This window comes from Gilliamella sp. B3464 (assembly GCF_026536145.1).
Taxonomy (GTDB): Bacteria; Pseudomonadota; Gammaproteobacteria; order Enterobacterales; family Orbaceae; genus Gilliamella.
The window spans coordinates 1-14,946 of sequence record NZ_JAFNOQ010000004.1 but is presented as its reverse complement, the minus strand read 5'-3'; the positions used below and the strand labels follow the sequence as shown (position 1 = coordinate 14,946).

Genomic DNA, 14,946 nt, shown 5'->3' with positions numbered 1-14,946 from the left:
AGATAGCGTTGTTGAAAGTATCCTCCCAATAATATCGAATTCATTAGGAGGACAGATTCTATTTACGAGTCGGCTTTTTTGCTGTCGCTTGGCGCGAGGATCGAGATAAGTTATTCAGTTTGACTCGCTTAGGCCGAACATTAGACTTACCCAAAGTAGAATTTACAGTAAAACTTTTAATTTCGGCAGGTAAACCAACAATTTCGCGTAAATAATTGACTGAATCAAGGCTTAACTCCATCCATGTACCACGTGATAAACCTTTAGGTAGCGTGATGTTACCATAACGAATACGCAACAATCGACTTACTTGTACATCTATGGCTTCCCACATTCTACGAACTTCTCGATTACGGCCTTCGGTAATGACCACATTAAACCATTGATTAAGACCATCACCACCTTGCGCTTTGATCGATTTAAATGATGCAGGACCATCTTCAAGTTGTATACCTTTGCGCAGTTGACTAATTTGTTGATCGGTCACATTACCAAAAACCCGAACCGCATATTCTCGCTCAATTTCATGTCTGGGATGCATTAACCGATTGGCAAGTTCACCATCTGTAGTAAATAGTAGCAATCCCGAAGTATTAATATCAAGCCGACCGATATTCACCCATCTAGCATTTTTCAAACGAGGCAAACGTTCAAACACGGTTGCTCGACCTTGAGGATCGTTACGGGAACAAATCTCACCTTCTGGTTTATAGTAGGCAAGTACACGACAGATTTCTTTTTCTTTACTCCGAAGTTGTACTAGATGACCGTTAATACGAATTTTAGGATTAGTATTAATATCAACGCGATCACCTAATGTTGCAATTTTACCATCAACACTAATTTGACCTGCGGCGATCATTGCTTCAATTTCACGGCGAGAACCATTACCCAAGTTGGCTAAGACTTTCTGTAATTTTTCGCTGTTATCGTGTACAGACGGTGCCCGCTTTGTCGAAAATGATTTTTGCAGCTTTACCGGTTTGTCTGTTGATTTATTGCTTTTTATTTTTCTTGTATCTGCTGTGTTTTCATATTTTGAAACTGCTGTTGTGCTATGTTTCATATTGTCCTCACTGTTACCTTCTCAGGTATCATTTATCTATTCAAAACATTATCAATATTAAAATAACGTATAAAAAAACGGCTATTCAAATGGTGTAGTATCACCACTACCTTGACGAATAATATCAGGGTAGTCATGGGTCAAGTCTATAACGGTTGTTGGTTGTTCGCTAATATAGCCGCCATGTACAATCGCATCAAGTTGATGGCCAATTTTATCTTCTATCTCATCGGGATCGGATTGGGCCTGAGTATCATTGGGTAAAATTAATGTAGTTGTCATCAAAGGTTGACCTAATAATTCCAATAAAGTCAGATCTATTTTGTTATCAGGAATACGTAATCCAATCGTTTTACGTTTTTCATTCATTAATCGTCGTGGAACTTCTTTACTCGCGGACAAAATAAAAACATACCGACCTGGTGTATTATTTTTTAAGAGCCGAAAAGTGGTATTATCCACAAAAGCGTAGGATGAAAGTTCTGAAAGATCACGGCACATTAGCGTAAAATTGTGATGTTTATCTAACTGACGGATTTGACAAATACGATCTACGCCATATTTATTATCTAACAAACAACCAAGTGAATAGCCAGAATCAGTCGGAAAAGCTATTACGCCACCATCATTCAATATTTTTACCACTTGCTCTAATAATCGAGTTTGTGGATTATCAGGATGAATATAAAAAGTTTGGCTCATAATGTTGTTCAATCCAATTTTATATTTAACATATCATTTTAGTTTAAATGATCACAATCAATAATTTTCAACAATATCAATCTGACGTATCTTAATATCAATCTTCATTTATAACACCCAATTATGCCAGATTGGTGTAACACTGCTTGGTAGTGGTGCTGTTTTACCTAAATCAAGATAATTAACCAAATCATGAAAATCCGATCCTTGTGATGCCAGTAATCCAAATTCATTTGCAAGTTTAGCTAATAATTGTAGATCAGTTGGTGTTTGTCGACTTTGCGAAACTTCCATTGCATCACCGCCAAATTGTTTAAAATCACTAAGCAAAAGTTTTAACTTAGTTAACGTTAAATCATAACGACTGGGATGTGCAAGTACTGCTTGCCCTCCCGCATTATGTATCGCATTTACCGCGTGATCAATCGTGCAACATTGCGAAGGTACGTAAGCATAACCACTTTTGCCTAAATATTTTTTGAAGGCTCGATTCACATCTTTTACATACCCTTTAGCCACTAAAAAACGTGCAAAATGAGCACGTGAGACAATATCACCTTTAGCATATTCTTGAGCTTGTTCATAAGCATTTTCAATACTTACTTTTGCTAATTTATTACTAATAGCCTTTGCTCTATCTATGCGACCTTGCTCTTGCCGTAATAACAAAGCAGTTAATTGGGGATCTTCAATATCAATATTTAAGCCAACAATGTGTATTTCATTATTTTTCCAGGCTGTTGATATTTCAACGCCACGAATTAATTTTATAGGTAATTTGTCTTTTTCAATAGTGTATATAGCTTCTGGCAATCCTTTTACTGTATCATGATCGGTAATAGCCAACATTTGAAGTTGATTTTCAACGGCCCTTTTGACTAAATCTGTTGGCTTTAAAATTCCATCCGATGCAGTAGTGTGCGAATGTAAGTCAACGATCATTTTTTTCTCGATAATTATTTTTAAACGTGTAATATACCACACAATTTGTATGACCACTAAAAGGTATATTATGAAAGATCAAATTATGCTTGCTCAGCAAGATACATTAGCTATTATTGAGGAACTTTTAGATGATGGTAGCGATCCTCATGCACTTTATTTGATTGAACATCATATTTCATCACAAAATTTTGATAATTTAGAAAAGGTTGCAGTAGAAGCTTACAAATTAGGCTATGAAGCAACCGATCCCGATGAAGATGTAGATGATGCGGGTAATTTAGTTATTGGCTTTGATATTATTGCAGAAAGCCCTCTTAATGCCGAACTTATCAACGCACAAATTGCTGAAATAATCACGCTGGCCAATCAATTTAACGTCAATTACGACGGATGGGGTACTTATTATGAAGATGGTAGTGATGATGATTTTATTGAAGACGAATCTGCTGAGACCCTCCACTAATCATAAAAAATAATAAACGGCATTCTTATCCGCATATTTAACGGATAAGAATATTTATTGCTTAACGTATTATAATTCTTCGATACGACTCTTTCTTTTCTGATTTGGCGAAACACTACGCACAAAAATTTTGTCGTGATGATTCAGCGAAACTGGACCTTGATAACGCTGCCACTGCTGCCCTTTATCAATTGAATATTCAATACTTAAACCAGGGAAAACAATATTTGCTATCAATTTACCATTTTCAATTTTTGCTCCAGGGACAGGTAGACGATAATCAACTAAAGCCGTATCCAATTTAGCTAATTCTCGTTGCCCTAATAAATTGGCAAATTGGTTCCAATCATTAAAAAGTTTTTGCTGATCAACATAATGAGTTTCACCTATTTTGAATTGGCGATCTTTTTGATAATTTGTTTCCCAATCGGCTTTATGCCATGCGCGTTCGGCAACACTGAGTAATCGAGGATAGGCCATATAAGCCATTTTCTCATCTGTGCGAATATTTTCAGTCCAGATTTGTGCTGATAAACCATATGCACCTGGCCAATCCATTGTACCTTTAGCTGCAAAGGCATCACCGTTACGATCAAAAGAAGTTTCAGCATTTTGTGGCAAGTTATCTGGCGCAAAACTGAAGATTTTGCGTTCGTCATTAAACCGAGCAGCCCAATAATACCCGCTTTCTTTTGGGTTAACTTCGTAAGGCATATCTAAATAGACATAATCAGGATTAGATACAATAACTTTATAGCCCTTATTGGCAAATTCATTCACTGAATCATACCCGCCCCAATACAAGTTATCCCAGAAATTGACAATCACTTCATCGGTGGCAAAAGCGTTGGCATCAGTAGCAAATTTTACACCATCTTGCCAAACTTGCATGCGATTAATCCCATTGTCTTTAATGATTTTACTTACTTCGACGGCAAAATAACTTGGTAAATGTTCAAAATTCTCAACTACGCCAGTATTGACAAAGGTTTGGCAGGCTTGTGATTTTGCCCATGGATGATCTTCAACACTTTGATCGATTAAACCTTTACCAGCCTCTTTTTGAGCGGCATGGATATCTTGGTAGCCATTACCGAAATGAATGTTTTTTGCTTCATCACCACCAAAATGCCAAGTTGTAATGGGCTGGTTAGCTTCAACATGCATTTTAGCGATTTCACTAATGACTTTATTAACAAATTTTTTCGAAGACTCCAAACATGGATTGAGATAACTTTGTCGATTATAAAATTGTACCGTTGTTGTATTGGATGTATCGCTTGGATCAACCAATCGATATTCATTCGCTTGTTGTTCTTGTCCTTGTTCCATTAGGCGTTGATATCTCACCTCCATCGACCTAATAGCGGCTCTAGCATGAGCAGGCATATCGATTTCTGGGATGACTTCAATAAAACGAGCATTGGCGTATTTTACGATTTCAATATAATCATCTCGAGTAAAGTATCCACTGCCGCTATTATTGCTATTTGGACCCGATCCGAGTTGTGGTAATAAGCATTTTTTCTCACTCAAATCATGACAACGTTTACTACCAAAATTGGTCAGTTCAGGTAAACCTGGAATTTCAATTCGCCACCCCTCATCATCACTCAAATGGAAATGAAATTTATTCATTTTATATTTTGACATCGTATCAAGTAACTGAAATACCGCTTCTTTACTTTTGAAATTTCGACCGGTATCTAACATCATTCCACGATATTCGAATCGCGGGGCATCCTCAGCTGAAAGTACAGGAATAATTTGAGGATTATTGGCATGTAATACAGATAATATCGATTCTACACCATAAAAAATGCCACTTTGATCAAAAGCTAAAATGGTTGCCCCTTCAGGAGTGATATCTAACTTATAACTCCCTTTTACCCCTTTCTCAAATGCACTTTTATCAATTGAGGCTTTAATGTTAAAGCCTTTACCGCTAACAGGGATATTCAATACTTTAAAATGTTCATTTAATACCGATTCGCTCTCTTTTGCTAAGCCATTAAGGACTAAATTAACACCATTTTCATTGAGGATGACCATTTCCTTACCAACAGTAAGTTTCGATGGTGTCGGCAAAATCTGTCCTCTTAACAACTCGGCATTAATAAGTTGTATATCATTGTTATGTTGATAACGATGTTCAGGCGTCATTAAAATATTATGATCATTGGGGGATATTTTCCATTGTTCGCCTAAAGGTTCAACAAATGCCGATAGATTATCAGAATCAGTATCCGTATTAACAATCACTTTAGGTTCAGCATTTGACGAGGTAACATACCATCTTGGCATCACATCACTTTCACTAATTTGCCAATATTCACCAATGATGGGAATGTTCACAATAGCTTTCTCGGGAATGCCTTTGAATTTGTTAGTCGGTTCAAGCTTGTGCAAATCACCTGTCACATGGGTGATTTTAAATTGATCATTATTGACGGCTAAAATCATCCGAATATTATGAAAATAGATTGCCCAATCTTTGTCAGTTATCGCAGGCCCCGTGTTTTTAAGCGTTAACGTCACTTTGTTACAAGATGCCCAATCTGCCCCCAATGCAGCACAATCTACACCATGATTTACAGCATTATTATCAACTATATGATAATTTAGGCGTAATTGTGAACTCATGGTATCCACAATTTTTTGTGAAGCATTCACTGATTGTGCGGTGCCCATACAGAATAATGATGCTATCGATGTAGCTATAATAGCTGATTTAAATTTTATCATGACAATTACCTATTTTTGTTTAGCATTGAAAATGGTGAAAGGAACAGTAACAATAAATTTGATATCGTGTTCATCTTGGAAGATATTGCCATATCCGCCCTTCCAGCTTGGGATATTGGTGTGATTGTTGTATTTGGTATAATGAAGTTGTAAAGACGTATCTTTTATCCAACCATTTTGTACGGTATAACCTAAATCAAAATTATAAGCTGACTCAATTAAACGTTTCTTTTGGTTAAACTGTTTGTTTGTGCTCGGTTTTGCATCCCAACCATAAGCATAAGACGTACCTGCTTTCCAACCGGTTAAGTAATTTGATAGATCGCCTAAATCATAAGTGACTTCAGTAAATATCGCCTTCTCACCATTGGCATTAAAGTCAGAACGTGAATTCCACCACACATCTAATCGACCATTTGAAGAAGCATAATCCGGCGTCATGCGCTGTAGAAAGTAGCCCTGTTCCCCTTTCGCTTTAACAACCACACCTTCAAGTCGTAGACCAACCGGTCCCATTTGATAACCTAAAGTAGCTGCTTGCAACCACGCCAAACCATCATAAACATTTTTTCCTTTATGAGACTGATCTTTAGCCCCATAAAATTGATAACTCATGGTAAGTGGATTATTGAAAATATCGGTTTTATATGAGGCTTTACCAAAAAATTGGTTCATATAATTTTGCGCTTGACCAAAGGCGGTTTCTAACACTAAATCATTTTTAAAGTCATATTTCAAACCTGCTGAATGTAAATAATCAATTTTTTTTCCTTTCCCCCATTGCCGAAATTCATATAGTCTTTTATACCATGGTGCTTTGTATTTATCTGCCCACATATAAGACATGGATAAAGCGCCGGCATCATCGAAATCAAGCAAACTACCAAACTCCACACCTCGATAAGTACCGGGTAATAAACTCCAATGAGGTGCTAATAAAGTTTGACCGGAAGGTTGAATATAGCCAGCTTTGGTCCAAAACAGTTCATCGATTTTAAAATTGACTTGTGCTTTATAAAAACTCAAACCACTGACGTCTTTTTCCAAGTCTTTTTTTCGGTCGTCATCCCAACAAGTATGTACACCACTAAAACCAATTTCATTTGGATGACCATTACCGCCATTACTAACTTCCCAAGCGCCATAACCACCAAGTTCGATAGCAAAATGATCTGCAATATAGCCTGATTTAAAATCTAAGTTACTATTGAAGGTCGATTGTCTTATGTTTTTTTCATATTTATGTAGATCAATATTTTTTCTTTCTCGATCACGATTCCAAAAAAATACATTCCCCGTGAGCGATGAATCATCAACAAAGTTATTTTCATAAACGGCATATACAGGATTAATACTATAAAAAAAAGAGAAGGATAAAATATATTTTGTTAGAAAATGAAAACGGGATGGTATAATTGCAAGCATATTTACATTCATGTTTGTTTCCCTAAAATTATTTTATTTATACAACAAGTCACAGCCTCACTTTAAAAATTTTTTGCAAAGTTAAATCACTAACTTATTTTCATGTAAATGACAATTAACGCCTATTTTAGCAAGCGATTTACATCAGATAACAGATAAATAAGTATTTTTATAATGCATAAACATATTTTAGTTCGCAAATTAAATGATCTTAAATCGTGATCAAAATCACCAAAAAATAGAAATTAATACTATTTTTATTAAATAAAAGCCGACTTTTTTCAGATAAAAAAATAATTATTTAAGCGATCTTTAAAAACTAAACAGTAATGTGATAGGTAAAGTAATAAATTGAATATATTGAATTATTATCAATATGAGCAATATTTAGAAAGTATCGAACAAAAAAAAGAGAAACGATTCACATTTCTCTTTTTTTCAATTTGCCGTTAATAACAGACTTTATTAGTATTAGTTTTCCGTATCGATTTCGTCAAAACTTTTTACTAACTCATCAATTGCTTTCATCTGTTTTAAAAATGGTTCTAATTTTGCTAATGGTAGCGCTGATGGACCATCACATTTTGCATGACTAGGATCTGGATGAGATTCTAAAAATAAACCAGCAATACCTACAGCCATACCTGAACGTGCAAGCTCAGTCACTTGACCCCGTCGACCGCCAGACGCTGCGCCCATTGGATCTCGACATTGTAAAGCATGGGTGACATCAAAAATAACAGGTGAACCATGACTGGCTTTTTTCATAATATTAAAACCCAGCATATCAACGACTAAATTATCATAACCAAAACAGCTACCACGATCACAAAGAATAATTTGATCGTTACCAGCTTCTTCAAACTTTTCGACAATATTCCCCATTTGGCCTGGGCTTACAAATTGTGGTTTTTTAACATTTATCACCGCACCAGTTTTAGCCATTGCAACAACCAGATCTGTTTGTCTTGCTAAAAATGCAGGCAACTGAATTACATCAACTACATCTGCAACTGGCTGGCATTGCGCTTCGGTATGCACATCGGTAATCACTTTTATACCAAATTGCTTTTTTAGTTCTTCAAAAATTTTCAAGCCTTCTTCCAAACCTGGTCCACGATAAGAGTGTACTGAAGAACGATTTGCCTTATCAAAAGAGGCTTTGAAAATATAAGGGATATTCAATTTATTTGTCACGGTAACATAATGTTCACAGATTTTCATGGCTAAATCACGTGATTCAAGAACATTCATACCACCAAATAACACAAATGGTAAATCATTAGCGACAGTAATATCGCCAACTTTAACTCTTTTTTGTTGCTTCATAAAATATTCCTAGTTAAGGTTTAAACCATCGACCAAGCGTAACCCTATCGTTACCACTATAGTCAGCGACGGTTTCGACTAATTGAAATCCATGTTGTTTGAAAATTGTTTGAACGGCCAAACCTTGTTTCCAGCCGTGTTCAATTAGCAACCAACCATATTGATGAAGGTGTTTAGTTGCACCCTGTACAATTAATTTAATATCTGCCAGCCCCTCATCTTCCGAAACCAGTGCTGTTCTTGGTTCATATCGCACATCACCATGCGATAAATGTATATCGGTTGGTTCGATGTAAGGCGGATTACTGGTAATCATTGAAAATTTACGATTCTTAATCGGCTTATACCAATCACCTTGTAAAAAATAAACGTTATTAACCCCAATTTGATTAGCATTTTCTTGAGCTAAAATTAATGCATCTTTATTTTTTTCTACTGCGGTAAATAAACAATCTGGGCGCTCTGTTGCCATTGCAATAGCAATAGCACCTGTCCCTGTCCCCAAGTCTAGGACTTCGCAAGGTATTTTAGATAAATATTCCAAACCTAATTCAACTAATTTTTCAGTGTCGGGTCTTGGAATCAATGTGGCATTTGAGACACGAAACTTTAAAGACCAAAATTCCTTTTCACCCGTGATATAGGCAATCGGTTCACCAGCTTGACGTCTTTTAAGATATCCATCTAAGGCAATTAGCTCATCATCATTAAGTAATGTTTCACTAAAAGCCATCAAAAATGTGCGTGTTTTATGCGTAACAAAGCTCAATAAAATTTCAGCATCACGTTTAGGGCTCTCACTTTCAGTGAGCGTTTGTGATGCTGATTTTAGCCATTCTAAATAAGTCATTCATCCTGTTCCGATAATGCCGCAAGTTGATCTGCTTGATACTCTTGAACGATTGGATCAATCAACATTTCTAATTTACCTTCCATCACTTCATCTAGGCGATAAATAGTCAGGTTAATACGGTGATCAGTAACTCGACCCTGTGGGTAATTGTACGTTCTAATTCTATCTGAACGATCACCTGAACCTAATAAATTACGTCTGGTTGAAGCTTCTTCTTGTTGTCGTTTTCGCGTTTCTGCATCTTGAATACGTGCAGCTAATACAGACATCGCCTTAGCTTTATTTTTATGTTGTGAACGCTCATCTTGACACTCAACGACAATACCGGTTGGAATATGGGTAATACGAATAGCTGAATCAGTGGTATTAACGTGCTGACCACCCGCCCCTGAGGAACGATAAGTATCAATTTTTAAGTCTGCTGGGTTAATTTCTGGCATTTCCGCTTCGGGAATTTCAGGTAATACTGCAACTGTACACGCTGAAGTATGAATTCGACCTTGCGATTCGGTTTCTGGTACACGTTGAACACGATGGCCACCTGATTCAAATTTCAAGTTACCGTATACACCATCACCACTAACCAGCATAATCACTTCTTTATAACCGCCATGTTCACCATCATTTGAGCTCATGATTTCAACTCGCCAATTTTTTGATTCAGCATAGCGAGTATACATTCTTGCCAAATCCCCAGCAAAAATGGCCGCTTCATCACCTCCAGTCCCTGCTCTAACTTCAACAAAGCAGTTGTAATCATCATTAGGGTCTTTAGGTAATAATAGAACTTGTAATTGTCTTTCTTGTTCTTCAACTTGACCTAATGCTTCATCGAGTTCTTCTTGAGCCATTTCACTCATTTCAGGATCTGACAACATCATTTTAGCGGTTTCAATGTTTTCTTGTGTTTGCTTCCAACTCGTAAAACATTTAACCACGCCAGATAATTGAGAGTATTCTTTAGAAAGCGTACGAAAACGATTTTGATCGGCAATAACCGAAGCATCAGATAATAATGCTTGAACTTCTTCATAGCGCTCTTGCAGGGTTTCTAACTTGCTGATAATAGAAGATTTCATAAAAAGTATAATTTTAACGATAAATAATTAAATTTGCTGGGCATTATATACTTTATTGTATGCAAAATACAGTTTCAGCTTGTTGTCTGCTTAGTTAAATAACCTTGATAAAAATCGGCAAAAATTAATCCATAAAAAATCAATCTACTAAAAATGTTGCACATGTCACATAAATCGCTTTTTCAAGTTTTAAAAAATTGAATCACCTCATAACATATAAATGTAAACGTTATCATTTATTTTGCATAATATAAAAAATAATAACTAATAAATCATATAAAAATTGGATGTTATCGTATACATAAACTAATTTTAAACTATTTAAGGAGTCGCAATCATGAAAAAATTTTTTGTATTAAGTTTATTGGGATTAAGTTCTATTGCCAATGCTGCAATTCAATGGGATACACAACAAGGGCAATTAAAATTATATGGTGATGTTGAATTCAATACCGATGCAGCAAGCAGCAAACAACAACTAAGTTCATTAAAACAAACCGCTGATAAAAAAAATCAACCTGCCGACAAAGATCGCTGGGATATCAATGGGCGAATTTTGATTGGTTTAGATGGTTATCGAGAAATCAACCATTCTAATTATGCTGGTTTTACAGTACAACCTCTTGCTGATTTAAGTGGTGATATGAACCTTGATGATGCAGCTTTTTACTTTGGGCAAAAAAAGGAGTGGAATATTAAAATTGGTCGTTACGAAGCTTATGACATGTTTCCACTGGGTCAAGATACGTTTATCGAATATTCAGGCAATACCGCCAATGATCTTTATGAAGACGGTTTTGGATATATTTATATGATGAAAGAAGGTCGAGGTAGGAGCAAAAATGGCGGGAGTATTCAATTAAATAAACCCTTTTTAACTAATTTTAATTTCGAATTAAATGGATTAATTAACAATGGTGAGAAGATGTTTAATAAGTCGACTTATCATGGCTATAACATCGACAAAAAGAAAAATGTTGCGTATGTTCGCCCTGTTTTATCTTGGAAAAATGATAGTATATCAACAGCAATTGCAGCCGAAACCAATGTTGTTAAAAATGCTTATGGTTACTATGACAATGATGAAAAATTTCGAGATCAATCTAAACGAACAGGCTATGGCGCAACATTCTCATGGAATAGCGAAGGTGACTGGAACGCATCGAATAAAGGACTTAAAATCAATACTAGCTTTGCATATATGAATGCCAAAGATGAAAAAGATATGACTATAGGTACCAATCTAGTTTGGGAACAAATTGGATTTGGGTACATTTTTGCCAATAATGATATTAAAAAATTTAACCTAGAAAATCGTATCAAAGACGGTCATATCAATAATAAAGGAAAATATAAAATCCATACAGTTAATGCTTCTTACTTAATTAATAACGTATTAGATATGGACAATTTTAATATTTATTTAGGTACCTATTATTCACTATTGGATAGAAGTAAATCTCATGGTGATAATACCGATGATCGCTATGGTGCACGTGTAAGGTTTAAATATTTCTATTAATTAGTAATAAAAGCCAGTTTAGTTATTTAATTTGCTGGCTTATATTTATTAGTTTGCAAGTTTTTTTATCAAGGGTATAGTTACCTACAATTACTTAGTGATTTCAACACCAATTTTTTATTGTTAATGGTAAAAACGATGAAACAAACAATATGGAAACTCGAAAACCCAATTAAACACTTTGATTGGGGTAGTATGGATCAGATAACAAAAATTTTGGGGATCAGTAATCCCAGTCAAAAACCAATGGCGGAAATTTGGATGGGAGCGCACCCAATCGGCTGTTCAACAGCCATTGAAATTGACAATCACAAAGTCAAACTTGATAAATTGATCAATGATAACCCGCAAGCTATTTTAGGTGAAGATACATACAAAAAATTTGCTGGTTTACCTTATCTTTTTAAAATACTTTCCGCGAATAAAGCCTTATCAATACAGGTTCATCCAACAAAAACCGCGGCTAAATGTGGTTTTGAAAAAGAAAATCAATTAGGCATTGCCCTTAATGATCCAAAGCGAAATTATAAAGATCCTAATCATAAACCAGAATTAATTTACGCCTTAACCCCCTTTAAAGCGATGCGATCATTTCGACCTATCGATGAAATACTTATGCTGTTTGCAAAAATTAACGTTTCGATACTTGAAAATGAAATCGTAAAATTGAAAAATAATCGTTCACCTCAGCAATTGAAACTGTTCTTTACAGCGTTATTGAATCTTTCGGAAAAAGAAAAATTACAATTAATTAATCAATTACTAAATAGCATAAACGATATAGAAATTGAGCCTTTTTCAACAATCAAGATGCTTGCTCAAGAATATCCAAATGATATCGGTATATTTATGCCATTAATTTTAAATGTTATTGAACTACAACCCGGGCAAGCTATGTTTTTAGATGCGCAAACGCCTCATGCTTATATCAAAGGAACAGGACTTGAAGTAATGGCAAACTCAGATAATGTACTTAGAGCAGGCTTAACGCACAAACACATTGATATACAGCAGTTAGTAAACAATACAAGTTTTGATAGCTTAAGTTTAAATAATTTACTAATAAAACCAATAATCAAAGCTAATAGAACCTCTTTTCCGGTTCCAGTTGACGATTTTAATTTCGAAATTATATACAGTAATGATCAACAACAAGAACAAAAGGTAACTAGCGCACAAATAGTATTATGCCTTGAAGGAAAGATTTGCTTGACCACAGAATTTGAATCAGTAGTCCTTAGCAAAGGAGAATCAGCTTTTATTGCTTATCAAGCTAAAGCGTATTGTTATACAGGAGAAGGGATTTTAGCTAAGGCTTCTAATTAAAATAAAAATCTAGCCTGATTGTGGATGATTAACTATCTTTTTCCACCGCTGATTTAGTGGTACGCATGTCTTTATCACTGTTTTAATATGCCACTGAGGCATCGAGTACTACCGTACCGCCACTTATCGATACCGGTATCACCTTAAAGTCGGCTTTGTTTTCAATATCACTAAAACTTATGGTGCCAGTATCTAACCGGTTTTTTGATTTATCCGCAGTGGAGGCTAGGTGATTTTATACCATCGGCTACGTGCCACAAGGCACAAAACCTAACCCCAAACCACAACTGACCATTAAAGGCAGGTGGCTGGAGCAGGTAGGCTTTTATGTAGGCTGCCCTGTTATTATTAAAATAGAGCAGGGCAAGTTAATTATTGAACTTGTGATGCAGATCTAAAAAGAGATAAGAAGAGCCCCGATATAGGAACGGGGGATTAAATTAAATACCTAATTCATTTAATTCTTTTTTTATCCACAAATTATGATCTGATATAATTTTGAGATAGTTTTTATCAGAATAGAACTCATTTGGAGTCATTACGTTGTTAACTCCTTGAATTATATTCGGACCACTATTGGGTTCTCCCCATTCGTTCCAGAAATTATTTAATTCCAGCGGTCCATACAAACTATCTTTTGGTAAGTTATTTAGTAATTCTTTTATTGAGAACACGACCCATTTTCTCTTTGAAAGGGTTAAATTAACATTATTAAACTCACAAAGCTTACTAAGTATATCAATAACCTCATCGTTTATTTCTGTACAAAAAGACAATTCAGAAACTAATATAAAAGAAGCATCATTTGGCTCAAGAATAGCTAACTGTTCACATGCATAATCGCTAACACTATTCGGTGATAATGTACCTATGGGGAGGCCTTTATAGCCTAAATAAACCACTCCCCAGTCAACTATTCTTAGTTTTTCAAATTCATTAAATATTTTATTTATCATGGTTTAGATGGTATCCCATTTATTTTTCCATTTGGTACAAACATACGATGACTTACACCACCTAACTTAGGATCTACTATCCATTCAAATCTACCAGGAACACCATTTAGGCTTCCTTCCAGTTGATGAAGGGTTGCTCCGTTGTTTAAGGTTGTTTTTGTCGCTTAACCTGCATAATTGTCAATAATATCATTAAATCCATGCGATTTAGCTGTAGGAGGGAATTCTTGAACAGCTCCTGGCTTTGGTTTACCTGGATAAACTGTTATTTGTTAACCATCAATATCTAATACCGGTTTATTAGTTACTTGATCAATCTTATTGCCACTACCTGAGCCTTTTTCACCATAACCAACTCTTGGATTATCTAAGATCTCATTAGAAATGGTTTGATTTCCACCACCTTTATTCGCACTCGTTCCCTTTCCGGCATTAAATTGTTTAATGATTGTATTATTTGCTCTATCATAAACAATTTTATAAGCCCCGTTTTCACTAAGAGTCGTTCTTATTTCATTTAATAGGGCTGATGGAT

At 35.4% G+C, this 14,946-nt stretch carries 14 protein-coding genes; 4 read left to right on the top strand and 10 right to left on the bottom strand.

All coding sequences use genetic code 11. From position 1 onward, the window contains the following. Window positions 1-58 precede the first annotated feature (58 nt). The 3 genes from rluB to rnm form a co-directional block, all read right to left on the bottom strand. Window positions 59-1,066: a 23S rRNA pseudouridine(2605) synthase RluB gene (gene rluB, locus J3U57_RS05425; RefSeq protein WP_267344831.1), complete on the bottom strand. Its 1,008-nt coding sequence runs from the start codon at window positions 1,064-1,066 to the stop codon at window positions 59-61. A gap of 81 nt (window positions 1,067-1,147) precedes the next feature. Then, window positions 1,148-1,768, bottom strand: coding sequence for an L-threonylcarbamoyladenylate synthase (locus J3U57_RS05420; protein WP_267332521.1), 621 nt, complete (start codon window positions 1,766-1,768; stop codon window positions 1,148-1,150). Between the two features lie 108 nt (window positions 1,769-1,876). Next, window positions 1,877-2,710, bottom strand: a complete 834-nt coding sequence (rnm, locus tag J3U57_RS05415) for an RNase RNM (RefSeq protein ID WP_267344832.1) — start codon at window positions 2,708-2,710, stop codon at window positions 1,877-1,879. Between the two features lie 70 nt (window positions 2,711-2,780). Here rnm and rraB point away from each other — a divergent pair, with 70 nt between their 5' ends. After that, the gene (rraB, locus tag J3U57_RS05410; protein ID WP_267332519.1) at window positions 2,781-3,176 is read left to right on the top strand and encodes a ribonuclease E inhibitor RraB; all 396 of its coding nucleotides are present in this window, start codon (window positions 2,781-2,783) and stop codon (window positions 3,174-3,176) included. Between the two features lie 69 nt (window positions 3,177-3,245). Here rraB and J3U57_RS05405 read toward each other — a convergent pair whose 3' ends face one another. The 5 genes from J3U57_RS05405 to prfA form a co-directional block, all read right to left on the bottom strand. Next, the gene (locus tag J3U57_RS05405) at window positions 3,246-5,921 is read right to left on the bottom strand and encodes a beta-N-acetylhexosaminidase (protein ID WP_267344834.1); all 2,676 of its coding nucleotides are present in this window, start codon (window positions 5,919-5,921) and stop codon (window positions 3,246-3,248) included. A 9-nt stretch (window positions 5,922-5,930) separates the two neighbouring features. After that, complete coding sequence (locus J3U57_RS05400) at window positions 5,931-7,358, bottom strand: OprD family outer membrane porin (protein ID WP_267344836.1); 1,428 nt, start codon at window positions 7,356-7,358, stop codon at window positions 5,931-5,933. 459 nt (window positions 7,359-7,817) lie between these two features. Continuing rightward, window positions 7,818-8,675 carry a 3-deoxy-8-phosphooctulonate synthase gene (kdsA, locus tag J3U57_RS05395; RefSeq protein WP_267332516.1) on the bottom strand — a complete coding sequence of 286 codons (858 nt, stop codon included), beginning with the start codon at window positions 8,673-8,675 and terminating at the stop codon, window positions 7,818-7,820. Between the two features lie 13 nt (window positions 8,676-8,688). Then, window positions 8,689-9,525, bottom strand: a complete 837-nt coding sequence (gene prmC, locus J3U57_RS05390) for a peptide chain release factor N(5)-glutamine methyltransferase (RefSeq protein ID WP_267344837.1) — start codon at window positions 9,523-9,525, stop codon at window positions 8,689-8,691. Beyond that, window positions 9,522-10,607: a peptide chain release factor 1 gene (prfA, locus tag J3U57_RS05385; protein WP_267332515.1), complete on the bottom strand. Its 1,086-nt coding sequence runs from the start codon at window positions 10,605-10,607 to the stop codon at window positions 9,522-9,524. Before prfA ends, prmC begins: the two co-directional genes overlap by 4 nt. A gap of 337 nt (window positions 10,608-10,944) precedes the next feature. Between prfA and J3U57_RS05380 the strand changes: the two genes are divergently transcribed. From J3U57_RS05380 to J3U57_RS12775, 3 genes are all read left to right on the top strand, one after another. Further along, on the top strand, window positions 10,945-12,129 hold the full coding sequence (locus J3U57_RS05380; protein ID WP_267332514.1) for a carbohydrate porin: 1,185 nt from the start codon (window positions 10,945-10,947) through the stop codon (window positions 12,127-12,129). Window positions 12,130-12,267: 138 nt separating this feature from the next. Next, window positions 12,268-13,455 (top strand): mannose-6-phosphate isomerase, class I, encoded by a 1,188-nt coding sequence (gene manA / locus J3U57_RS05375; RefSeq protein WP_267344838.1) that lies wholly within the window; start codon window positions 12,268-12,270, stop codon window positions 13,453-13,455. A 242-nt stretch (window positions 13,456-13,697) separates the two neighbouring features. After that, window positions 13,698-13,853 (top strand): SymE family type I addiction module toxin, encoded by a 156-nt coding sequence (locus J3U57_RS12775; RefSeq protein WP_416379654.1) that lies wholly within the window; start codon window positions 13,698-13,700, stop codon window positions 13,851-13,853. A 42-nt stretch (window positions 13,854-13,895) separates the two neighbouring features. Here J3U57_RS12775 and J3U57_RS05370 read toward each other — a convergent pair whose 3' ends face one another. Both J3U57_RS05370 and J3U57_RS05365 read right to left on the bottom strand, forming a co-directional pair. After that, complete coding sequence (locus tag J3U57_RS05370) at window positions 13,896-14,411, bottom strand: DUF2247 family protein (RefSeq protein ID WP_267344839.1); 516 nt, start codon at window positions 14,409-14,411, stop codon at window positions 13,896-13,898. Between the two features lie 272 nt (window positions 14,412-14,683). Beyond that, the coding region (locus tag J3U57_RS05365; protein WP_267344840.1) for a hypothetical protein at window positions 14,684-14,946 on the bottom strand (263 nt) is incomplete at its 5' end.